At 71.3% G+C, this 22,241-nt stretch carries 14 protein-coding genes and 1 tRNA gene; 6 read left to right on the plus strand and 9 right to left on the minus strand.

The annotated features are described in order from the left end of the window. Positions 1–113: 113 nt before the first annotated feature. The 3 genes from MNY60_RS00705 to MNY60_RS00715 form a co-directional block, all read right to left on the minus strand. Positions 114–1,613, minus strand: coding sequence for a helix-turn-helix transcriptional regulator (locus MNY60_RS00705; RefSeq protein WP_242336195.1), 1,500 nt, complete (start codon positions 1,611–1,613; stop codon positions 114–116). A gap of 254 nt (positions 1,614–1,867) precedes the next feature. Further along, the gene (locus tag MNY60_RS00710) at positions 1,868–3,355 is read right to left on the minus strand and encodes an Ig-like domain-containing protein (RefSeq protein ID WP_242336198.1); all 1,488 of its coding nucleotides are present in this window, start codon (positions 3,353–3,355) and stop codon (positions 1,868–1,870) included. A 221-nt stretch (positions 3,356–3,576) separates the two neighbouring features. Next, on the minus strand, positions 3,577–4,503 hold the full coding sequence (locus tag MNY60_RS00715; protein ID WP_242336200.1) for an SDR family oxidoreductase: 927 nt from the start codon (positions 4,501–4,503) through the stop codon (positions 3,577–3,579). 457 nt (positions 4,504–4,960) lie between these two features. On the opposite strand from MNY60_RS00715, the gene MNY60_RS00720 reads away from it, so the two are divergent. Together MNY60_RS00720 and MNY60_RS00725 are read left to right on the plus strand one after the other, a co-directional pair. Next, complete coding sequence (locus tag MNY60_RS00720; RefSeq protein ID WP_242336202.1) at positions 4,961–5,968, plus strand: choice-of-anchor D domain-containing protein; 1,008 nt, start codon at positions 4,961–4,963, stop codon at positions 5,966–5,968. Positions 5,969–6,264: 296 nt separating this feature from the next. Continuing rightward, on the plus strand, positions 6,265–8,028 hold the full coding sequence (locus MNY60_RS00725) for an MOSC and FAD-binding oxidoreductase domain-containing protein (RefSeq protein WP_242359833.1): 1,764 nt from the start codon (positions 6,265–6,267) through the stop codon (positions 8,026–8,028). Positions 8,029–8,058: 30 nt separating this feature from the next. Here the strand turns inward: MNY60_RS00725 and MNY60_RS00730 are convergent, their stop codons facing one another. Beyond that, a complete protein-coding gene (locus MNY60_RS00730) occupies positions 8,059–10,986 on the minus strand; it encodes a protein kinase (RefSeq protein WP_242354392.1) in 2,928 nt (975 codons plus the stop codon). On the opposite strand from MNY60_RS00730, the gene MNY60_RS00735 reads away from it, so the two are divergent. Next, positions 10,985–11,245, plus strand: coding sequence for a hypothetical protein (locus MNY60_RS00735; RefSeq protein ID WP_242336211.1), 261 nt, complete (start codon positions 10,985–10,987; stop codon positions 11,243–11,245). The two genes, MNY60_RS00730 and MNY60_RS00735, sit on opposite strands and share 2 nt — an antisense overlap. A gap of 75 nt (positions 11,246–11,320) precedes the next feature. Here the strand turns inward: MNY60_RS00735 and MNY60_RS00740 are convergent, their stop codons facing one another. Both MNY60_RS00740 and MNY60_RS00745 read right to left on the minus strand, forming a co-directional pair. After that, positions 11,321–13,690 (minus strand): hypothetical protein, encoded by a 2,370-nt coding sequence (locus MNY60_RS00740; RefSeq protein WP_242336214.1) that lies wholly within the window; start codon positions 13,688–13,690, stop codon positions 11,321–11,323. Positions 13,691–13,874: 184 nt separating this feature from the next. Continuing rightward, complete coding sequence (locus MNY60_RS00745) at positions 13,875–14,582, minus strand: TetR/AcrR family transcriptional regulator (RefSeq protein ID WP_242336217.1); 708 nt, start codon at positions 14,580–14,582, stop codon at positions 13,875–13,877. A gap of 217 nt (positions 14,583–14,799) precedes the next feature. Here MNY60_RS00745 and nuoB point away from each other — a divergent pair, with 217 nt between their 5' ends. The 3 genes from nuoB (at position 14,800) to MNY60_RS00760 (ending at position 17,566) form a co-directional block, all read left to right on the plus strand. Then, positions 14,800–15,318 carry an NADH-quinone oxidoreductase subunit NuoB gene (gene nuoB / locus MNY60_RS00750; protein ID WP_374109392.1) on the plus strand — a complete coding sequence of 173 codons (519 nt, stop codon included), beginning with the start codon at positions 14,800–14,802 and terminating at the stop codon, positions 15,316–15,318. A 19-nt stretch (positions 15,319–15,337) separates the two neighbouring features. Beyond that, positions 15,338–16,465 carry an NADH-quinone oxidoreductase subunit D gene (locus tag MNY60_RS00755; protein WP_242336221.1) on the plus strand — a complete coding sequence of 376 codons (1,128 nt, stop codon included), beginning with the start codon at positions 15,338–15,340 and terminating at the stop codon, positions 16,463–16,465. Positions 16,466–16,663: 198 nt separating this feature from the next. After that, positions 16,664–17,566 (plus strand): hypothetical protein, encoded by a 903-nt coding sequence (locus MNY60_RS00760; protein ID WP_242336271.1) that lies wholly within the window; start codon positions 16,664–16,666, stop codon positions 17,564–17,566. Positions 17,567–17,824: 258 nt separating this feature from the next. On the opposite strand, the gene MNY60_RS00765 is transcribed toward MNY60_RS00760, so the two are convergent. The 3 genes from MNY60_RS00765 to MNY60_RS00775 form a co-directional block, all read right to left on the minus strand. Further along, on the minus strand, positions 17,825–20,776 hold the full coding sequence (locus MNY60_RS00765; protein ID WP_242359834.1) for a PAS domain S-box protein: 2,952 nt from the start codon (positions 20,774–20,776) through the stop codon (positions 17,825–17,827). A gap of 136 nt (positions 20,777–20,912) precedes the next feature. Next, complete coding sequence (locus MNY60_RS00770; RefSeq protein ID WP_242354405.1) at positions 20,913–21,590, minus strand: hypothetical protein; 678 nt, start codon at positions 21,588–21,590, stop codon at positions 20,913–20,915. 473 nt (positions 21,591–22,063) lie between these two features. Then, positions 22,064–22,138: transfer RNA gene (locus MNY60_RS00775), tRNA-Gly, on the minus strand. Positions 22,139–22,241: the final 103 nt, after the last annotated feature.

The following is a 22,241-nucleotide window of genomic DNA, read 5'->3' on the forward strand; positions in this document are numbered from 1 at the left end:
GCGCTCTTCGACCTGACCATGCGTAGGAAGGAGCCGCGCCGCCGGCATCGGGAGAACCACCCACCACCGCTGCCAGGGCGATGGGTGGTTCTCCGCACTCCCGGCGGAGCGGATCAGACGAGCTCGTGCTCGTACGCGAAGGCGGTCGCGGCCGCCCGCGAGGGGACGTGCAGCTTCCCCAGGATGCTGCTCACGTGTCGGTCCACCGTCTTCTCGCTCAGGCGGAGCGCGGCGGCGATGGCCTTGTTGGTCTTGCCCGCAGCGACGAGGCGGAGGACCTCGAGCTCCCGTGGCGTCAGGCCGTGAGGGCGGCGGGAGCTGTCGAGCCTCGCGAGCGAGTCGACGTGGGCGGCGTCGGGCGCGGCTCCGAGCTTCGCGAACATCCGCCGCGCCGCCTCCAGCTCCAGCCGGCCCCCCTCGTCGTCGCCGAGCGCGCGGCACGCCAGCCCGGTCACCAGGCGCGCCTGCGCAGCTTGATAGGGCGCCTCCATCTCGGCCCAGATGCTCCAGGCCCTGCGCACCAGGTCGAGCGCCGCCGTCGCGTTCCCCTCCGCAAGCTCGACCGTGCCGCGCGCCTGCAGCGCCAGCGCGCACAGCACGCCCGTCTCGAAGCGCTGCGCGATGGCCTGCAGCTCGTCGCTGGCGGCGCGGGCCTCCTCCACCTTGCCGCCGGCGAGCAAGATCTCCACGTAGGCCGGGAGCAGGCGAGTCCGGACCAGGGGATCTGCCGTCCCTCCCACCACTCGACGGAGGGCGGCGACTGCGGCGCCGACGCGCCCCTGCGCCAGGCGCAGCAGGGCCAGCCCGGGTTGAGGCTCTCGCCCCTCCTCGTTCGCGCTGAGGAACCACGCCTCGGCAGCCGCCTGCTCGCCACGCAAGCGGCTGATCTCGCCCAGCTGATAGGCTGCCTCAGCAGCCGACGGCCGATCGGTCGCGGCCCGCTCGCGGGCGCGCCGCGCCTCGTCGATGGCCGCTGACCAGTCGCCGCCCAGCTGCAGCACCTCTGCCCGGTGGACGCGGCAGGCTCCGGTGAACGACACCATCTCCGGCTGGCCGTCACACCAGCGTGCCAGCGCGGCCGTCCATTCCCTGGCGCGCTCCAGCGCGTGAACGCTGCGGCAGCATTCGACGATGCTGCAGTACAGAAGCCCGGTAGGAATGGGCGACAGCTCCCCGGAGGTCACCGCCAGCATGGTCTCGTCGAGGAGCGCCAGCCCTTCCTTCACCCGCCCTTCGTGCAGCCGTGCCCGTCCCTGCAGGTGACGGGCGATGGCCACGAGGTCCTCCTCGCCAGAACGCTCGCCCGTGTTCGCGGCCGCGCCGGCGATGGAGAACGCACCCTGCGTGTCGCCCGACCGGAGCCGCTGCTCCGCGACCGGCAAGAGCATGTAGCCGCGCTCCACGCATTCGCTGCTCTCATGCTCGAGCAACCGTCCCGCGCGCGCGTGCCATGCGGTCGCCCGTCCGGCCTCTCCCCGGAGCAGGAATCGCAGGCCGATCCAGAACGCGCACCGGGCGGCGCGAGCCGACCTCGATGCGGCGAGGTGGGCGCGGTAGGCGTGGTCGAGGGCATCCAGGTATTCGCCGTCCCGGCCGACGAGGTACGCCGACACCGCCAGGAGCTCGAGATCCTCGGCGCCGAGCGGGGAGCGCCCATCGGCGCGGGTCAGCGAGGTGTACGCCTCGCCCCAGGCCTTGAGCCGGTAGTGCTCGCGCCCGCGAGCGAGGTCGCCGGTCGAGTCCTCCATGAGACGGTCCTTAGGGTGACCGGCAGCGACGCGCACGCGGACGCGCCTCCCATCGCCCACCGCGTGGCGGCCACGTCGAGGCGAGACCTCGCTGCACCGTCATCGACCGGAGGTCCGTCTCACGGCAGTCCCACGACCTCCGTCGGCACGTCTCGTGGGCTGGTCGAGTCGTCGCCCAGCTGGCCGGCGCCGTTGGCGCCCCAGCAGTAAAGGGTCCCCGAGGTCGCACGGGCACAGGTGTGGCGGTAGCCGGCATCCAAGGCGTTGAATGAGAGATCGCCTGCGACCGCCGAGGGCGCGAACCTATCGATCGTGGAGTCGTCGCCGACCTGCCCCAGCTCGTTTTCGCCCCAGCAGTACGCCTTTCCGCTCGCCGTCAGCCCACAGGTATGGCCGATGAACCCACCGGCTATCAACTGGACGAAGGCCAACCCGCCGGACACAGGGACTGGCACGAAGCTGTCGCCCACCGAAGGATTACCCAGCGCACCGAAGCTGTTCTGGCCCCAGCAATAGGCAGAACCCGCGGCGGTCACACCACAGGTGTGACTGGCAAGCCCGGTGGTCAGCGCCACGAACTTGATGTCCCCGGAGACGGGCGCGGGCACTGGGTGCGCAGTGAGGTCGCGCCCTCCGATCCCGAGCTGCCCCGATTCGTTATCGCCCCAGCAGTACGCCGCGCCGGTGAGGGTGAGCGCACAGCTCTGGCCGATCCGATAACCCGGTTCGGAGACTTCGAAACCGCCAGCCGCTATCTGCTGGAAGGTGTGGCCGCCAGTCACGGCCACGGGTACGGAGCTGGAGCTCGTCGTCCCGGTGCCCAGCTGCCCCCGGTCATTGGCTCCCCAGCAATACGCGGCGCCATCACTGGTCAGCCCACACGTGTGCTGGGCACCCGCGTCGATGGCGACGAACCTGAGCTCGGTCGCGACGGGTACCGGAGTGTCGCGATTGTTGCTGGAGCTGTCGCCGAGCTGGCCACTCACATTGTTTCCCCAACAATGCGCCACCCCCTCGTTCGTTAGACCGCACGTATGGGAGCCGCCCGCCGCCAGCTGCGCGAACGCGAGCCCGCCCCCGACCGCGACCGGGACACGGCTGCACGGAAACGTCCCCGTCTGCAGTTCGCACGTCGTCGTCGGAATCGGTATCCCGAGCTGCCCGCTCTCACCGCGACCCCAGCAGAACGCAGATCCCCCCGTCGTGAGGGCGCAGGTGTGAGCGCCGCCAGTCGCAAGCGACGCGGATCTCGGAAGAGCGACCGACACCGTGACCGTGGCGCTGCCGCTCTTTCCCTCCGAGCTGGCGGTGATCGTCGCCGACCCTGCACCGACGGCCGTCACGTTGCCCGCGTCGGAGACGGTGGCGACCGCTGGCTCGGTGCTCGACCAGGTGATGGCCCGTCCGGTCAGTGGATTACCGGCCTCATCTCGGACACTCGTCGTCAATTGCTGCGATGCGCCGACCACCAACGTGAGCTCGCCCGGCGTGACCGTGACAGAGCCGACCGGCGTCTGTGGACCGCTTTGCTCGCCCTTACCACCACCACCACACGAGGCGAGGCTCAGCATGCATGCGAGCATCCAAGGTCCGAGGAGCCGCTGCATGGGGTACCTCCTGCGCGCGCCCACGAGAGGTCGTTCACCGGACGGGCCGCGGCGCCGCCGCCGACGACCACTGCGGGTCGCTCTCCCGCTCGGGCTCCGCGATCCCGCTTCACGCGAGTTCGAGGCCGCCCTCTGTCTCTATTGGTCTCGAGGGTGAGGGCGATGCCCAGGCAGGGCCGCCCGTCGGCAGGGCCGTCCGCGCCGCCGGTGACGACCGCGCGTCACCCCGGCATGTCGTAGGGCATCGCGGTCCAGTACGCGTAGAACGCGTCGTCGAGCTTCCGCCAGGCCGCCGCGACCTCGGGCTGGTGCTCCCGAGTCCACCGCAGAAAGTGCGGACGCGTCCCGTCCGCGTCGGTGACGCCGTACTCCTCGCCGAGATCCCAGGACGCGAAGACCCGCCCGCTCTTCGCGGCGACGTTCGGGTCGGCGGCGAGCGCGGCGATCCCTCGGCCGACGAAGAGCGGCGTCTCCGACGCGATGAACGGCTTCACCTTCTTCGCCGCGTCGCGCCAGTTCGCCTCCGTCACCCCGAAGTGATCGAGCATCCACTCCGAGCGGAGGAACCCCGGCGTCACCGCGAGCGCCGTGACGCCGCGGCCGCTCAGCTCCTGCGAGAGCGCGAACGCCATCCGGATCACGGTCGTCTTCACGAGGTCGTAGAAGAAGTGGCCGCGGTAGAAGTAGCCGTCGCCGTCGGTGATCTCCACCACGAGCCCTCCCCGACGGATGCGCGGGAGGCCGTGGTAGCTCGTGATGACGTGCGTCTTGATCGCCCGGTCGATGAGGGTGAGGCCGTCCTCGAGCTTCGTCTCCCAGAGCCGCTTGCCCCACGCGACGAGGTCGTCGCCGCCCCAGATGTCGTTCACCAGGATGTCGAGCTCGCCCACGCGCTCGAACAGCCGCGCCACCTCGTCCGGCACCGTGTGATCGACCCGGACGGCGATGCCCCGGCCGCCGCGCGCGGTGACGAGGGCGGCGGTCTCGTCGATGGTCTCCGGCCGCCCCTTCATCCCGGGGCTCCCGGGGACGCTGCGCCCGGTGCAGTAGACGGTGGCGCCCGCCTCGCCGAGCGCCGTCGCGATGCCCCTCCCGGCCCCGCGCGTGGCGCCCGCGACGACGGCGATCTTTCCCTCGAGCGGTCTCATGGAATCCCCCCAGTTGCGCCTCGCGCATAACCGGAGCCCGGCGCTGGCGCAGGCGCGCGGCGGGTCCCCAGATGAGCGGCCACGGCCGTCCGCGCGCCGGGACTTCACGCCGAGCGGCGCGCGCGCCGCGCGCACCCACCGGGGATCGCGGCACGCCGTAATTCGATGATGGCGCTCGGAAATCCGAGGTGGCGAGCTGAGGGCGGGCGGAGCACATCCGCGGAACGCCGCGCACTCGACCCTCCGCGCGCGGCGGATACCGGGTCCGCGTAAACCCCGGGTTATTTTGACGTCACACGATCATGGTGCTTCTCGGTCGGCATTCGTGCTCCGCCACGCGGCATGGCGGCGTCCTGCGTGCAGCAGGGGGCACCCGCTGCACGCGGGATGAACCCGCAGCAGGGGCGGTCTCCGAGCCCCCTCATCGCCGGGCGAGTCGCCCGGAGAAGGGAACACGATGCACCGGATCAAGCACCTCGCCGTCGTCGCCGTACTCGCCGGGGTTGTTGCCGCGCCGCTCTCCGCGAGCGCGCTCTCCACGTACCTCTCGACGTTCAACTCCAAGTACGGGACCTCCGGCACGGCCCTCGACAGCTGCACGACCTGCCACGGCAGCGGCGGAACGAGCACGTTCAACCCGTATGGCACCGACGTGCGCGCCGGGATCGCCTCCGGCATCACGTCAGCGCTCACGGCCGCCGAGCCCAAGGACTCCGACGGCGACAAGGTCACGAACGTCGACGAGATCACCGCGCGCACGCTGCCGGGAGACGCGACGAGCTTCCCGGTCGCGCCCGCGCCGAAGATCGCGGTGGCGCCGACCTCCATCGCGTTCGGCACCGTGGCGGTCGGCAGCTCCGCCACGCAGACCGCGACCGTGTCGAACACGGGGAGCGTGGATCTCACGGTGACCTCGGTGTCGAGCTGCACCGGCACGTCCGCCGAGTTCAGCGCGTCGCCCTCGGCCTCGTTCACGGTCGCGCCCGGCGGCTCCCAGACGCTCACCGTGAAGTACGCGCCGACCGACGCGTCGGCGGACAGCGGGTGCTTCCAGATCGCGAACGACGACGCCGCGACCGGGACGGTCCAGCTCACCGTCAGCGGCACGGGCCAGAGCCAGCCGAGCGCGGTGGTGGACGTGGACGTCACCCGGTTCTCGGTGCCGAAGCGGCTCGACCTCTCGCGCGGCGGCACGGCCGCGCCGAAGGTGTCGGTCGTGAACGCCGGGACGGTCGCCGGGACCGTGGCGGTCCACGTGGAGGGCTCCGTCACCGACGCCCAGGGTGTGACGGAGATCGTGTACTCGGCCAGCCAGGACGTGACGCTCGCGCCCGCCGCCACCGCGAAGGTGTCCTTCCCCACCTACGCGCCCGCGGGGCCAGGAGTCGTCACCTGGACCGCGACGGTGGTCGACCCGGATCCCGACGCCGACGTCGCGACGGCGACGAGCAAGGTCGTGCCGTAGCAGGTCTTCGCGGATGGTGAACGAGGGGGAGGGCGCCAGCGCGGCCCCTCCCCCTCTGCTTCTCACGGCGCTGCGTCCCTTCTACCGGGCGCTTTCCGAGCGGCTCGGGTGGGTGCGGCCACCGCAGAGGAGCGCCTGGCTGCGCGCCGGCGAATCGAGCATCGGGCAGCGCGAGTCGCTCATCCCACTTACCTACCGGTCGAGCCAACCGCTACGCAGAGGAGGCGCCGCGAGTACGCCCGGCCGTCCGTTGCGTGTCGGGCGTGGTCGCGAGGAGATCGCAGGGAGGAGCTCCGGTGCCTCGATTGCTCTCGGTGAACGTCGGTCTGCCGCGCGATGTCGCCTGGTACGGGCGCATGGTCCATACCTCCGTCTGGAAGGCTCCCGTCACCGGCCGCCGCATGGTGCGGCGCCTCGACGTGGACGGGGACGCCCAGGGAGACCTCATGGGCCACGGCGGCGAGCACCGGGCCGTGCTCGTCTACCAGATCGCGTCGTATCGGTACTGGGAACGAGCGCTGGGGCGCGGTCCGTTGGACCCTGGACAGTTCGGAGAGAACTTCACGGTCGAAGGGCTCGCCGACGACGAGGTGTGCATCGGCGATCGCTACCGGATCGGAGGTGCGGTCTTCGAGGTGACGCAGCCCCGCGTGACCTGCTTCCGCGTCGGGATGCGCATGGGGGAGCCGCGCATGGCGGCCCTGCTCGTGGCCCACCACCGGCCCGGCTTCTACTTCCGCGTGATCCAGGAGGGCGAGGTCGGAGCGGGCGACGACATCATCCGCGTCGCTCGGGGCCCTGAGGAGATGACCGTCGCCGAGATCGACGCGCTCCTCTACCTGCCCGGGCACCCACCCGATCGGCTGGAGCGGGCGTTGCGCATCCCGGCGCTGAGCGCCGGATGGCAGGGGTCCTTTCGCGCGCTCCTCGCGCAGGAACGAGCGGGCGGGCCGCCGGCCGGCAATTCCGGGCTCGCACCCGACGTCGCGCCGGCGCCCGCGTGGGAGGGCTTCCGACCGATGCGCGTCGCCCGGCTGGCGCAGGAGAGCGCGAGCATCCTCTCGGTCACCCTGGAGGCCGTGGACGGATCACCGCTGGCCGTGCCGCTCCCCGGGCAGTTCGTGGTCTTGCGCGTCCGCCCGGATCCTTCCGCACCGCCGGTCGTGCGCAGCTATTCGCTCTCCGACGTCCCCAGCGCGGAGCGCTACCGCGTGAGCGTGAAGCGCGAGGTGAACGGTGTGGCGAGCGGCTACATCTTCGACCACGTCCACGCCGGCGACACGCTCGACGTGAGCGCGCCTCGCGGGAGCTTCACGCTCCGTCCTGGATGGAACGCAGTGGTGCTCGCCAGCGCGGGGGTCGGCGCCACGCCGGTGCTCGCGATGCTGCACGCGCTCGCGGCCGCGCGCACGCCACGCCACGTCTGGTGGCTGTTCGGTGCCCGCGATCGCGCGAGCCATGCCTTCGCCGCGGAGTCGCGGGCGCTCCTCCGAGCGCTCCCGAACGCCCACGCGCACGTGCGCTACAGCCGGCCCGCCCCGACCGACCGCCTGGGCGTCGATTTCGACGCGCCCGGGCACCTGACCGTCTCGGCGTTCGAGGAGCTCGGGGTACCCCACGACGCCGACTTCTACCTGTGCGGGCCCCCGGCGTTCCTCGCCGACCTGCGGGCTGGCTTCGCGGGCCAGGTCGTCGCGCCCGGCAGGATCCACACCGAGGTCTTCGGTGCCGGACCGTCCTTGACGCCTGGGATCGCTCCTGGGGCCCGCGTTCGTCCGCATCAGCCCGAGGGCCGCCCCGGTGAAGGGCCGATCGTGTCCTTTGCCCGGAGCGGGCTCGAGACGCGCTGGTGTTCGCGGTTCCAGAGCCTGCTGGAGCTCGCGGAGGCGTGCGACGTGCCCGTGCGCTGGTCCTGCCGGACGGGCGTCTGCCACAACTGCGAGAGCTTCCTCGTCTCCGGCAGCGTCCGCTACGAGCCCGAACCCGTCGAGCCGCCGGGCCCTGGCGCCGCGCTCATCTGCTGCTCGCGACCGGAGGGCGATGTGGTGCTCGACCTGTGAAGCGCGAACGACGATCGCCTTGACGCTCATTCAGTTCTCGCGGCCAAGTCCCGCCGGATCCCTGCCCTGTCGCAGGGAGTCGCGGGCGGGCGGCGCCGGGTGACACCGGACGCGCGTGCACAGCGCACGCGCCCGGGCGAGCTCCGGCAGGTCGCGGTCGGCGTTGCGCCAGTCCGAAAGGAATCTCTGCACGAGGCCGCGCGCCTCGTCCACCTGGCCCTGCCGCTCCAAAACCTCAGCGAGGAGCAGCGCCGAGCGGGGGAACATCCAGTTCTGGAACAGGACGACCGGCGAATGGTCCGTCCTGTACTGCCGCAGCGCAGCGACGGCGCATCCGAGATCGCCGTCCTCGGCGCACGCCTGTCCGAGGGCGAACGCGCAGACGAGTCGCGCCTTGAAGCGCCGTGATGCCACGAGGTCGCGGAGCATGGCGCGGCCCGTCGCTGGATCGCCGCGCGCACGCGCGGCGACTGCTCGGACGAAGGTCGCGACGGAAAGGACCTCGTCCGGGAAGACGGTGCTGCCCGGATCCGCTTGGTCGCGCGACAACGCCCCCGCGTAGCGCTCGGCCTCCGGCACGTCGCCCGCGAGCGCGAGCGCGAGCGCGGCGAGCCAATCGAGTGACGGCTGGGCGGCGACCAGCGCCCGGGCGCGCGCGCGGAGTCGCTCGGTCGGTCCATCGGCGGCGGCGATCCCGAGGGCGGCGTAGGCTGCCAGCGAGCCGCCGCGCGAGGCCTCTTCCAGGACCGCGAGCGCCTCTCTCCTGCGCCCCTGGTACGTGAGCGACACCGCGAGCCAGCCGATTCCCTTCCCGGATCGCTCGATACGCTCGCGTGCCACCCGCTCGGCCTCGACGTACTCGCCCCGGGCCAGGTGAATCGCCTCGAGCGTCGATCGACCCGGGGACAGGAGGTCCTCGCGCTTCGCAGCCTCGAGCGCACCGTCGAGATCACCGGCGGCCGCGAGGGCCAGCGCCGCCGCCCCCAGGCGACGAGGTGCCGGCGGCTGCGCGAGCCACGTACGCGCGAGCGGGAGCAGCTCCGCCTCGCGACCGAGGTCACGCAGGGCACCGACCATCTGCTCCTGTGCCGGGACGTACATGGGATCGGCCAGGAGAGCCCGTTCGAGGTACGCGAGCGCCTCCTCGGGCGAAGCCGCCACCGACGCGTACAGCGCGAGGGCCTCCTTGTCGTCGGGATGACGCTCCAGGACCTCCTTGAAGAGCGCTCGAGCATCGGCCACGCGCCGCTCCACGATCGCGTTCCAGGCGCGGATCAGCCGTGCCTCGCGCCAGGGGGCGCGGTCGGCCACCTGGATCGCCGCGGTGGCGATCGCCCCGAGCTCGCCGATGGGGGCCTTCTCCCGAGACGCCGCGGTGACGAGCGCGAAGTGGGCGAGCGCGAACTCGGGGTCGAGCTCGATCGCCTCGCGGTAAGCGTCCTGTGCGCCGGGGAGGTTCCGCTCCTCGAGCGACCTTCCCGTCGCGTAGTGCCGATACGCCTCGAGGTTCGGCGTGACGAGCCGTGCGATGGGTGCCGAGTAGGTCGAAGGACCGCGATCCCCGAGGAACTGCTGCCTCGCCCGGACCGCGAGTCGATCGACGAGCGCCAGCACCTCGGACTTGCCCCGCGCCTGTTCGCGGTGCGTGAAGAGGTACTCGTCGCGCTGCGGATCGATCGCTCGCAGCTCCACGAGGACCAGCTCGCCCATGCGGCTGACGGAGCCCACGAGCAGTCCCCCGACCCCCGCGCGCTTCGCGATCTCGCGCCCCGTCGACTCGTCGATGCGGTCCCCACCCTCGTCTCCGATCGTGCGCTGGAGGTCGCGCATGCGGCTGCGGGTGAGCACGCGCAGTCCCGGCGACTCCTGGAGCGCGGTTCCGACGAGGCCCCCCAGGCCGTCGAGATCGGGGTCCCCCGTCTCGTTCGTGAAATCGGCGACGGCGACGAGCGGCGGCCGTGCGGGAGCAAGCGACCGTGGCCCCGGAACGAACCGCCAGGCGAACACCGCAGCCGCGGCCAGGATCGACAGCGCGGCCGCAGCTCGCCGGACGGTGCGAGGCACCCTGCGGCGGACGCGAATCGTCGCCCGCCCCTGCCGCGCCTCGATCGTGCGCACGATCGGCTCGAGGGCCTGCACGACCTCCGTCGCGTCCCGCGGCCGCTTCACCGGGTCGTGCTCGAGCATCCGCTCGAGGAGCGCCATCAGCTGCGGTTCTTCCTCGATGGTGAGCCGGTGTTCCGCGGGGTCTCTGCCCGCCAGGGCGCGAAAGAGGATGGCTCCGAGCGCCCAGACGTCCGTGCGCTCGTCCTCCGGGGCCCCGCGTCGCTGCTCGGGTGCCATCCACCCCGGCGTCCCGCCCTCGATCGTCCGGCGCCTTCCGAAGATGCGGGCGAGGCCAAAGTCGAGCACCTTCACCCGACCGTCCGCGCAGAGGAACACGTTCGAGGGCTTGAGGTCGCGATGGACGACCGCATTCCGGTGGGCGTGCGCGAGGCCCTTCGCCACCTCGAGGACCATCCGCGCCGCCTCGGCCACCGGCATCGGACCGCGCTCGAGCCGGCTCGAGAGCGGCTCTCCCTCGAGCTTCTCGAAGACGAGGAAGGGTCCTGCGTCGCTCACCCCGGCATCGTGCAGGTCCACGATGTTGGGGTGTGCGAGCTGCGCGACGGCCGCGGCTTCCGCCAGCTCGGGGCCGCCCGCATCGACGCGCCGGCCGGGCCTGACGAGCTTCAGCGCGACGCGACGGTGGAGCAGTGGGTCCCTCGCCTCGAGCACCACGCCGAACCCGCCGCGCCCGAGCTCGCGCACGACCTCGAACCGGCCCACCTTCTCGCCGGGGCCGGGCGGAACGCGGGCGAGGCTGCTCGGAGCCGTGTCGCGCGCGAGCGCCTGGAGCAGGGCCGATAGGGTGAACGGCTCCGGCGACCTCGGGGCTGGCGGAGGCTCCCCGGTCATGGCGTCTGACGGAGTGTATGCCGCCCGGGAGCCGCCGGACGCGAGCCTCCCACCCGGGGTCAGGTGGACGGAGAGCACCGTCGGGCGCAAGCCGGCGCGCGCGGGACATCCGGAGGCGCAGCAGCATCCCGCGGAGCCGCACCGTCACCCGGTGCCCCGGCCCGGCGCCGCGCCCGGGGAAGCGGACGAGAGCGGACACGCCGACGTGGGGGAGCGCGACCGCGCCGAGGCGCCGCCCATCAGCGGCATCGAGGAGTGACCCGCGCGGCGGCGGGATCGCCCCGTCGCCCGGCGGCGCTCGGGGCGAGCGCCGGCCTCGCCGTGCGCATCGCGCTCAGTAGGTCCCGATGCCGATCCCGTACGGCCCGCCCGCGTCCCTGGCGCCGACCTGGAACCACGCGGTCTCGCCGGTGCGCAGCGCCACGGACGCCGATTCGGACACGCCCACGCCGCCCGCGTCCACGAGGGGAGGGCACGACGCCGGAGTGCACCCGTCGGCGCTCGGGCCCCACGCGCGGAGCACCGCATCGAACCCGGTCGGCGACACGGAGACCGTGACGGTGCCGGGCTTCGTGCCGGTCCACGTGTACTTGTAGTAGACGTCCGGACCCGTCGAGGCGCACGCCGCGAGCGGATCCGCGAACGCGAGCGAGAGGTCGTCCTTCTCGCCCACGACGATGGCCTCCGCGCCGGAGCAGAGGTCGTTCGCCGGCGGCGCGACGAAGTCGGCGCGCACCGTGTACGGACCGTCGGCCTGCCCGGAGTCGACCCAGAACGCGGTCGAGGTCCCGTCCACCTTCAGCGCCGCCACCTCGCGGCCGCCGATCCCGGTCGCGTCGACGCAGCTCGGCTCGGGCGCGCCCGAGCACGCGGGATCGAGGCGGATGACGGGATCGGAGCGGAGGGTCGAGGTCGTCGAGAACGTATCCTGCCCGGCCACGTCGAGCTTCACCGTGCCGCGTCCGGGGAGCACCGCCCGGAACGCTGCGTCGCCGCCGGAGCCCGCCGACGCGGGGCCGCAGCTCCCGCCGACGTCGTCCGCCGCCCCGCGCGTGTCGCCGACGACGCGCGCGACCGTGCTCGAGACGAGGTCGAGCGTCGTCGCGGTCGTGCACGTGTCGTTCGGGACGGGCGGATAGCTCGGCTCGCCGAGCGTGACCTGCACGTCGTAGGCGTCCGACACCGCGACCCCGACCCAGTAGTCGCCGGGCGGGAGCGCGTCGAAGCGCAGCTCGGAGACGGAGTCGCCGCCGGGGTACGGGTTCTGGTCGCAGGCGAGCGAGTCCGCCGCGGCGGTGCCGCAAGCCTTCAGCAGCGTGAGCAGCGGGCGCGACGTGGCGGTCGCGGCCGTGGCGCGGATGACGGCGGAGCGGTCGCCCAAGCTTGCCGTCGAGAAGGAGAAGAACTCGTCGCACCAGTAGGAGGTCCCTCCGCAGCCGCAGCCGCTGCCGGTCGCGTACCTCCCGTCGCCCTGCGCGGTGGCGGCGCCGGAGGCCAGGACGAGCGGCGTCGCCGCGCCGCAGGTGTCGTTCGTCGCCCAGGGCTCGACGCGGCCCTTCAGCGTGTACGGGTGGCCGTCCAGATCGTCGAGATCGCCGTGCACCACCACGGCGTACGTGCCCGCCTCGAGCGGCTGCGAGACCTGGAACCGACCGAACTCGAGCTGGCTCGACCGGATCGGGAACTGGTTGCAGGAGAACGCGTTCGTCGGCGCGGAGCAGTCGGTCTTCAGCTCGACGGTGGGGTAGTCGCCGGAGCCCGCCACGCCCGCGACCGAGAGGAGCACGTACGAGCGCTCCGGAAGGTCGAGCCGGTATGCCACCTCCGGGATGCCCCGCCCCTCGCCCGTGCACTGCTCGTCCGGCACGAACTGGTAGCGGCCGGTGAGGTCGCCCGAGACGTCGATCGCGCCGCTCGCGTCGGGCACGAGCGGGAGCGGCGCCTCGCAGCTGTTCCCCGGGGCCCCGTCGGGCGCGGCGAAGCGGAGGCGGACGGCGTAGCGCGCCGTCGCGGCGTCGGAGAAGAGCACGACGAAGTACTTGCCGGCTGGGAGGTAGCGAGGGGCGAGCGTCTTCGCCTCGGACCAGGGCGTGAACAGCGCCTCGACCACGCTCGTCGCGCAGTCCGCGCGGAGGATCCACACCCGGGAGCTGCCGATGAGGCCGTCCTGGAAGTCGGCGTCGCCCGTGAGCACCCGCGGCTCCGCGAGGTCGAACGCGAACACCGCCTGGTATCCGTCGGCGCCCGACCCGAGCACGTCCGACGTGAACGGTTTTCCCCCGAAGTCCCCCATCAGCGCGATCGGCCCGGGCAGGAGCGCGTCGATGGACGCGGCGGCGTCGCAGGTCGCGCCCGACGCCGGGCAGGAGACATTGACGTCGCACACGGTGCACGCCCCGAAGAAGCACGCGCCCGCCGTGCACGTCGAGGACGAGCACGCGGTCGAGGACGCCTTGCACACGCCCGCGCCGCTCGACAGGTCGCAGACCTGACCCGCCGGGCAGGGTCGCTCCATCGAGCACGCGCCGCCGCTCGGGACGCACTGGTTCCGCGATGGGTCGCAGAGCTGCCCCGCCGGGCACGCGCCGGACTGGCACGACACGGGACCGCCGCCTCCGCTGCCGTCGCCTCCTCCGCTGCACGCGGCGACGAGGGTGAGAGTCAGGGCGAGCGGGATCGCGGTCGCGAGACGTGGCGTGGGCATGATCGGGAGACTCCGTCGTTCACCGAACGTGCCGAGCATGCTACGCGGCGGATCGCACGGGTCAAGGAGGCGCCGTCACGGTGCGTGTGGCGTGGGGGTGCGCCGGTATCGCACTCCGCGTCCACGCGGCGCCCTGCGCATCGCGCGGCGCGGCGGGAGCGCGGCGCGGGTTCCATCGCATCGCTCACTCCGAGCGAATCGTCGCCTTCTGGCGCGAGCTCGGCGCTCGGCGCTCGCCGCGGCTTCGGGCGAGGCCCTGCATGAGCAGCTCCAGCTGGTGCTCGAGCTGCGTCCGAGCGAGGTCGGGCGTGGGGAACGCGCCGTTGAGGTAGCCAACCACCCCGAACACGTACAGCGCGAACGCATGAGTAGCCGCTTGCATGGGATCCACGGACGGCTCGATCTCGCCGCGGTCCTTCGCGCGGGCGACGAGCTCCGCGAGGCGCGCGACGAAGCCCCGCGTCAATGCGAGCACGTCGTCGCTCTCTCCCACCTCGAGGAAGAGGAGCTCCTTCATGAACACTCGAGAGAGGCGAGGGTCCCTGGCGTAGTAGGCGTAGAAACTGCCGAAGACGTGCCCGATCTGCTCCACCAGCGGCGCGTCGCCCGGCACCGACGCGAGAGCCTTCTCCTGGACGGCGGAGACCTCGTCCTTGAAGAGGTGAAACAGGAGCTCGCGCTTCTCCTTGAAGTAGAGGAAGAAGGTGCCGGCGGCGACCCCAGCCTTCGCCGCGATGGCCCGAGTCGTCGTCTCGTCGAACCCCTTCTGGACGAAGAGCGCCCGTCCCGCGCGCACGATCCGCTCGAGCTTCTGCTCCTTGTTGCGCTCCCGAAGCCCCGAGCGGGCGCCGCCGCTGGGAACGCGGCGACCGGGCCGACCACGATGATTCATGTGAACCCTCGATCCGTGCGGAACGCCTAGCGCATCGCTTCCGCTGCCGCACTTCGGCGACAGCGAGTTATCCCGGACGGGCGCCCGCACCGTCAACGGCTCTCGAGACCTTGACCGGCGCCGCGCTTCGCGTTACTGAGCATGCTCATTTCTGAGCATGCTCACATGCTCGTCGAACGCCGGTCAAGGGCGCGCCGGGCGTCGGGAGGGATCGAGAATGGCCGCTCAGCGGATGGCTCGCGGGCTCGGAGGTGACGTCGCGCTTTCCCACACGAGCCGGCTCGACGACCTCATCAACCTGGCCCGCGAGAGCTCGCTCTATTTCCTGCTCTTCGGTCTCGCGTGCTGCGGCATCGAGATCATGCAGCTCGGCGGTCCGCGGGCGGACGTGATGCGCTTCGGAGCGATCCCGCGAGCGTCGCCACGCCAGGCCGACCTCATCATCATCGCCGGCACCCTCACGTACAAGATGGCCGCGCGGGTGAAGCTCCTGTACGAGCAGATGCCGGAGCCGAAATACGTCATCTCGATGGGCTCCTGCTCGAACTGCGGCGGGCTGTTCCAGAACGCCTATTCCGTCTGCAAGGGTGTCGACAAGGTGATCCCGGTCGACGTCTACGTGCCGGGATGCCCGCCCCGGCCCGAGGCCGTCATCGAGGGCCTCCTTCGGCTGCAAGAGATCATCCGCGGCGAGCGCTGGGCCACGCGGCGCCGCCCAGCAGCTGCGTCGCGCTAGGAACCGAGAGGACATCGACATGGACGAGCGAGCGGACCGTACCGAGTCCACCATGCTGGTCAACTTCGGCCCGCAGCACCCGGCCACGCACGGCGTCATCAACTTCCTCGTCGAGACGGATGGCGAGGTGCTGAAGCGGGCGACCCCGGAGGTCGGGTATCTACACCGCTCGATCGAGAAGTCTGCCGAGCGAATCGGATACGCCGCCTTCGTTCCCTTCACCGACCGGGTGGACTACCTGGCGGCGATGTTCGCCAACGAGGGCTACGCGATCGCGCTGGAGAAGCTCCTCGGCGTGGAAGTACCGTCTCGCGCGCAGTGGCTGCGTGTCATCTCCTGTGAGCTGAATCGGATCGCGAGTCACCTCGTGGCCGCAGGCACGATGGCAATGGACGTCGGCACCTTCACGGGCTTCCTGCACGGGGTGCGCGAGCGCGAGGCCATCAACGATCTCATGGAAGAGCTCTGCGGCGCCCGCCTGACGTACAACTATCACCGGATCGGCGGCGTCGCGTTCGACCTGCCGACGGGGTGGAGGGACAAGGCCCTCCGGTTCCTCGACCACTTCGACAAGTTCCTCGTCGAGTTCGATCGGCTCATCTCGTTCAACCAGATCTTCGTGAAGCGCCTCGCGAACGTGGCGGTCATCCCGGGCCCGACAGCGATCGACTACGGCCTCGTCGGGCCGAACCTGCGCGGTTCGGGGGTGGACTGGGACCTCCGCCGCGACATGCCGTATGGCGCCTACTCGCACTTCGAGTTTTCGGTGCCCGTGGGCAAGGGGTTCTGCGGCACCGTCGGCGACTCTTTCGACCGCTATTACGTTCGCTGCCTCGAGATGGCGGAGTCCTCCAGGATCGTACGCCAGGCGCTCGAGACCATTCCGGAGGGCGAGATCCGGGCCAGGGTGCCGAGGAACGTCAGACCAGACGCAGGCGAGACCTTCTCCCGGGTCGAGTCCGCGCGCGGGGAGATGGCGTACTACGTCGTGTCCGACGGCTCGAACACCCCGTGGCGCGTACGCATCCGCACCGGGAGCTTCGCGGCGATGGGGATCATCGAAGCCGTATCACCCGGGCTCATGGTCGCAGACCTGGTCGCGCTCATCGCCAGCCTGGACGTGATCGCTCCCGAGATCGATCGCTGACCCGCTGCTCCCCTCTCGGCGGCCGGCCGCGCGCTGCGCGACATCCACGCGTCCCTCGGCGCCCGGCGCCCTGACCGAGAGTACCGCGCAGCGGACCGACCGCCCAAGGCGCGACCCTCTCCTGCGGACCTCGTCTCGTTAACGGTTCGCAACGACATGCCCCGGCGACGGCACGCTGCCTGCCTTGCCGCCATCCCCATGACTGCGCCTCGCCGCGTTCTGCCCGGGACCGTCTACCTCATCACGCGTCGTTGCTCGGAACGCCGCTTCTTCCTTCGGCCGTCCAAGATCGTCAACGAAATCTTCCTTTATGTCCTAGCGCTCGCGGCGCAACGACACGGCGTTCTCGTCCACGTCCTCTGCGTCCTCTCGAACCATGCGCACCTCATCATCACCGATCCCCAAGGACGCCTTCCGTCGTTCATGCAGTACCTCGACTCCCTCGTCGGCCGCGCGGTGAACGCCTCGCTCGGGCGCTTCGAGGGTTTCTGGGCCACCGACGGGAGCTACAGCGCGGTCGAGCCCCTCGGCGCCGAGGACGTCCTCGCGAAGGCGGCCTACGTCCTCGCGAACCCCGTCGCTGCCGGGCTCGTCCGACGCGGCGCGGAGTGGCCGGGCCTCTGGACTGCACCCGAACAGATCGGCACCACCAAGCTCATGGCCCGCAGACCGAAGATCTTCTTCGACCCCAAAGGCTACCTCCCGGAAACAGTCGAGCTCGAGCTGACGGCTCCGTCGGGCTTTTCCTCCGCGGCCGAGTTCCGCACGCTGCTCTCGGCCGCCGTCCAGGAACTCGAGCAGAAGCACCACCAGGAGAGCGCGACCAACGGCCGTCGGTTCCTCGGCGTCGGGCGGGTCCTAGCGCAGAATCCGTTTGCGCGACCACCTGCCGGCGGCGAGCCTCGCTTCGAGCTCAAGCCCCGGATTGCCGCGCGCGACAAGTGGAGAAGGATCGAGGGCCTCCTTCGCCTGAAGTCCTTCGTCCTCGAGTACCGGCACGCCTTGGTCGAATGGTGCTCGGGCTCACGGAACGTGGTCTTCCCCGCCGGCACCTACCACCTACGCGTCCTCCATGGTGTGCAGTGCGCCGGCGCTGCGTAGAACCTTTCCGCTCGATCTCACCCCCTCAGCCGTGTCGGTGCCGCGCGCGACTCACCGTGGCAGCGGTGTGCCCGCAGACAACGATCTTCGCGTGCGCGCGCGCCCAAAGCGCGTCAGATGCCCTCGCGTTTGGCGTGAGTCGCCCGGACTGCCAATCTTCCACGCCCGAGTTGGGCATCTAACGTCCTCTCGCGCCCTGTCCGTCGATGGATACTCTCGGTCGGGCTCGCTAGATGGATACTCTCGGTCGGGCTCGCGCTACTCCAGCGCCCGCTCCAGCTCGTCGGGGTTCAGTGGCTTGGCGAGATGGCCGTCGAAGCCCGCGTCCTGGGCGCGCTGCCGGTCCTCCGGCTGCGCGTACCCGGTGACCGCGACGAGCCGCGTCCCGCGGAGCGCCTCGTCGCGCCGGAGCGCGCGGGCCACCTCGTAACCGTCCAGGTCCGGGAGCCCGATGTCGCAGAGGATCACCTCCGGGCGCAGCTTCCTCGCCGCCTCGATCCCGGAGCGCCCGTCGCGCACCACCGTGACCCGGTGACCGCCCAGCTCCAGGATGTCCGCGAGGCTCTGCGCGGCGTCCAGGTTGTCCTCGACGACGAGGACCGACCGGCGTCGGCTCGGCGCGCGCGCGCCCGCCTCGCCATCGGACGCGGCGGCGGCCGCCGCGAGGGGAAGCCTGATCGCGATCTCGGTCCCGTGCCCCACCCCGTTGCTCCGGGCCTCGACACTCCCGCCATGCAGCTCGATCAAGCCCTTCACCAGCGCGAGCCCGAGGCCGAGCCCGCCCTTCGTCCTCGCCAGCGACTGCTCGGCCTGCGCGAACGGCTCGAAGACGCGCGCGAGCATCGCCGGCTCGATCCCGATCCCGTCGTCGCGCACCGTCAGCCAGGCGCTCCCGTCCCGCGCCGTCAGCGCCAGCTTCACGGAACCGCCCGATGGCGTGAACTTGACCGCGTTCTGCAGCACGTTGCCGATGACCTGCGCGACGCGCACCGGATCCGCCTCGATCCAGATCGGGGTGTGCCCGTCCTCCACCGCGAGCTCGACCTTGGCCTGCACGAACAGCGAGTGGAAATCGCTCGCGGTCTTCCGGGCGAGGTCGCGCAGGTCGAGGCGCGCCTCGTGGAGCACGATCTTGCCGCGCGAGATCCGGGTCACGTCGAGCAGGTCGTCGATGAGCCGCGTGAGGTGCTCGGTCTGGCGCGCGATGACCTCCCGGGCGCGGCGCGCCTGCTCGCTGCCCGCAGGCGCACGATCGAGCAGGTAGATGCTGTTCCGGATCGGCGCGAGCGGGTTGCGCAGCTCGTGCGAGAGCACGCCCAGGAACTCGCTCTTGCGCTGGTCGGAGTCGCGCAACGCGGACTCGGCCCGCTTGCGGTCGGTGATGTCTTGCCACACGTTCACGAAGCGCAGCTCGCCGCCAATCCGGACCGGGCGCGTGCGGACGAGCACGTTGCGGATCTCGCCGGACTTCGTCCGGTGCCTCACCTCGTACTCGGCGCCCCCTCGAGCGGTGATCTCCGTGATGTGGTTGCGGACGTCGACCGGCTGCTCCTCGGCGTCCACGTCGGCGAGGTGCAGTCGCGCGAACTCCTCGCGCGTGTAGCCGAGCTGCTCGTGCGTCTGGTCGTTGAACGCGAGGATCCGCCCCTCCGCGTCGTTAAGGACGACGCCGCTCGGCGCGAGCGTGAACAGCGAGCGGTACAGGTCCTCGCTCTCGCGCAGCGCCCGCTCGGCGTTCTTGAGGTCGGTGATCTCGACGCCCGTCAGGCCGACGCCGCGCTTGCCGCCCGGAAGCTGCACCGGGAAGCACGACGAGCGCCAGTACGCGAGCTCGGCTGCCCGGCCCCGCCACGCGATCTGCGCCTCCTGGTTCAGCGCCGGCTCTCCCCTGTCGATGACCCGCCTCAGCACGGGACCGAGCTCTTCGATCAACGCCGGCGCGAGCTCCGCGACCCGCTTTCCGACGATGCTCTCGCGCGTGAGCCCGAAGTACGTGGGCGTCGTCGCGTCGGTCTTCACGTACCGGAACTCCTCGTCCGCGAGGACGAGGAGCCCGGGGGAGTTCGCGAAGAACGCGTCGAGGGCGGCCTCGGACCGCCGCAGCTCCTCCTCGGCTTGCTTCCGCTTCCGGACGTCGCGGAAGAAGATCGCGATCCCGCCGCTGCTCGTCGGGTACGCGGTCACGCTGCTCCAGAGGTCGAGCGGCGCGTAGTAGTTCTCGAACGCGACGGGGACGCGTTCCTCCATGCAGCGGTGGTACTCGCGCCACCACGGCGAATCCGGGCGCGCCGACTCCGGCCAGAGCTCCCAGTGCGTCCTCCCGACGGACTGCTCGCGAGGCGTCTTCGTGAGCTGCTCCTGGCGCGCGTTGACGCGGACCAGCCGGTACTCCGAATCCAGCTCGCAGAACGCGTCCCCCAGGTCCAGCAGCTCGGACGCGTGCCGGAGCGCGTCCTGCTTCCGCTGCTCGTCGGTGACGTCGTGGAAGATGACGCAGGCGTACTGCTCGCTCCCCTCCACCATGATGAGCGACGACGACGCCTCGACCGGGAACACCGTTCCGTCGTTGCGCCGCGCGGTGATGCGCCCGTGCGCTGCTCCCGTTCGCTCGCGCTCGGAGAGGAATGCCTCCAGCGCTGCGTCGCGGACGACGTAAGCCGCCCGACCTCGCCCGCAGACCTCAGACTCGGGCGCGCCGTACACGCGACACGCCGCCGGGTTCGCCCGCACCACCGTCCCGTCGGTCCTGGTGATGATGACGCACTCCGGGCTGTGCTCGAACAACGCCGTGTAAAGGTCATCGAGGGCCGGCGCGTCCGGCTCGGTGCCCACGCGGTCGCGGCGTACGTCGTGCGTCACGTCGCGCGTCGTGATCAGCAGCCCCGTCCCCCCCTCCATCGCAACGGGATCGAGGGTGCCTTCCCACCTCGTCTCGCGCCCGTTCACGACCTGCACGTGCCGGGGGACGTCGACGCGGAGCCCCGCGCGTGCACGGGCATGCATCTCCAGCACCGTCTCGCGCGTATCGGGGAAGAGCTCGACCATGCTCTGCCCGACGACCTGCTCCTCGGTGAACCCCGTCGAGCGCAGCCACTTGGCGTTCGCGCGCAGCACCGTCCCGTCGGGTGCGACGAGGCAGAGGCCGACCTCTTCCTTCTCGAACAGCAGGTCGGTGAGGGTCCGCGATGGGGTGGTGGGCGCCACCGGCATGGCTCTGGATCCTGCGCGCAAAGAGGGAGAACTTACCACTCGCGTTCGTCGTTCGCGGTTCCCTCCTGCGGCCGCGGCGTGGTGACGCGGGGCGTTCGCGCTCGAGTGGCCCGGCGCGACGTCGCGGGTGCCCTCGTCAGGGGAACCGCGGCGGCGGGTCCCCGGTCGCCGCCCGGAACGAGAGCACCGCGAACGCAGCGATCGAGTCCATGAACCCGAGGCTGTCCGGGTTCGATACCGGGTAGAGCAGCTCCCCCGCGAGCGCGATGTGCGGCCACAGTCGCCAGTAGGTCACGGGCCCGATCATCACCAGTGGATCTCCGCCACGACCGGACTCGAAGGCCCACAGCGCGCGCCCGCCCAGGAGCGCCGTCCCGCCGCGGAGCGACGCGAGCCAGCCGGCGCTCACCGTGCCGAGCCAGTCCGGACGGTAAACGATCCTGTACAGCTCGTCGTACAGGTGGACGTCCCCGTGTGACGAGAGCTGCCGTACGCCGGCCACCTCGTAGATCGCGAAGCCGGGGCCAAGCGGAAGGCCTCCCTTCGCGGAGAGGTCGAGGACCCGCGACTCGAATCCATCGCCGCCGGGGATACGGGTGTGCCGGCGCTGGACCGGGAGAGGCAGGTGCTCGAACGTACGGACCCACCGAACGCCTCCTTCGAGCGCGAGGGCCTCGAGGTCGACCTTGGCGCCTACGCGCGCCGCGGCGGAGTTGAGCGTGAGGTAGCCGTGGGCGATGAGGCCGCCCCAGCGCGCGTCGGGCTTCCCGTACCCCGCGGCAAGGGCGACGTGCTGGGAGGTACCGAGATCCACGCCAGCGGAGAGGAACCGACGCGGCTCCGTTTCGTCCCCGCGGTTCCTCGGCTCGTCGGCGAGCGCGGCCGAGCACGCGGCGGCGAGCAGCGCGCCCAGGAGCGCGCGACGATCACGAAGGCGCGTCGTCGACCGGAGGTCCTTCTCACGGCCGCCCCGACACCGTCGTCGGCACATGTCGTGAGCTGGTCGAGCTCGTGCCAAGCTGGCCGGCCCCGCTGGAGCCCCAGTACGAGACGGATCCCGTGGTGGCACGGGCACAGGTGTGGCGGAAGCCCGCATCCAAGGCCTCGAACGAGAGATCGCCCGCAACCGCCGAGGGCGCCCGCCCGTCGATGCTGGACGCATCGCCGACCTGCCCCCGCTCGGCTCTCGCCCCAGCAGTATGCCTTTCCGCGGTCGCGCGCGTGGAGGCGGGTTGGAGGCGCTGAAGGGCTGAAAGAAAAAGGCCCCGGCGAACCGGGGCCTTTAACTGGAGCGGGAAAAGGGATTTGAACCCTCGACCCTCGCCTTGGCAAGGCGATGCTCTACCACTGAGCTATTCCCGCAGAATCCGTGCGAAGGACGCCGGTTATAGAGGCGCTCCGGGATGGTGTCAAGCGTCCATCTCTCGGGTGCGGCGGGGAGCGCCGGAGCCCGCCGGTGCTAACA

This window comes from Anaeromyxobacter sp. SG17 (assembly GCF_022690695.1).
Lineage (GTDB): Bacteria > Myxococcota > Myxococcia > Myxococcales > Anaeromyxobacteraceae > Anaeromyxobacter > Anaeromyxobacter soli.

Coding starts and splice junctions, on each gene's coding strand:
- MNY60_RS00710 (WP_242336198.1), bottom strand. CDS start 3,355: ATGCAGCGGCTCCTCGGACCTTGGATGCTCGCATGCATGCTGAGCCTC.
- MNY60_RS00715 (WP_242336200.1), bottom strand. CDS start 4,503: ATGAGACCGCTCGAGGGAAAGATCGCCGTCGTCGCGGGCGCCACGCGC.
- MNY60_RS00720 (WP_242336202.1), top strand. CDS start 4,961: ATGCACCGGATCAAGCACCTCGCCGTCGTCGCCGTACTCGCCGGGGTT.
- MNY60_RS00735 (WP_242336211.1), top strand. CDS start 10,985: ATGGCGTCTGACGGAGTGTATGCCGCCCGGGAGCCGCCGGACGCGAGC.
- MNY60_RS00730 (WP_242354392.1), bottom strand. CDS start 10,986: ATGACCGGGGAGCCTCCGCCAGCCCCGAGGTCGCCGGAGCCGTTCACC.
- MNY60_RS00740 (WP_242336214.1), bottom strand. CDS start 13,690: ATGCCCACGCCACGTCTCGCGACCGCGATCCCGCTCGCCCTGACTCTC.
- MNY60_RS00745 (WP_242336217.1), bottom strand. CDS start 14,582: ATGAATCATCGTGGTCGGCCCGGTCGCCGCGTTCCCAGCGGCGGCGCC.
- nuoB (WP_374109392.1), top strand. CDS start 14,800: ATGGCCGCTCAGCGGATGGCTCGCGGGCTCGGAGGTGACGTCGCGCTT.
- MNY60_RS00755 (WP_242336221.1), top strand. CDS start 15,338: ATGGACGAGCGAGCGGACCGTACCGAGTCCACCATGCTGGTCAACTTC.
- MNY60_RS00760 (WP_242336271.1), top strand. CDS start 16,664: ATGACTGCGCCTCGCCGCGTTCTGCCCGGGACCGTCTACCTCATCACG.
- MNY60_RS00765 (WP_242359834.1), bottom strand. CDS start 20,776: ATGCCGGTGGCGCCCACCACCCCATCGCGGACCCTCACCGACCTGCTG.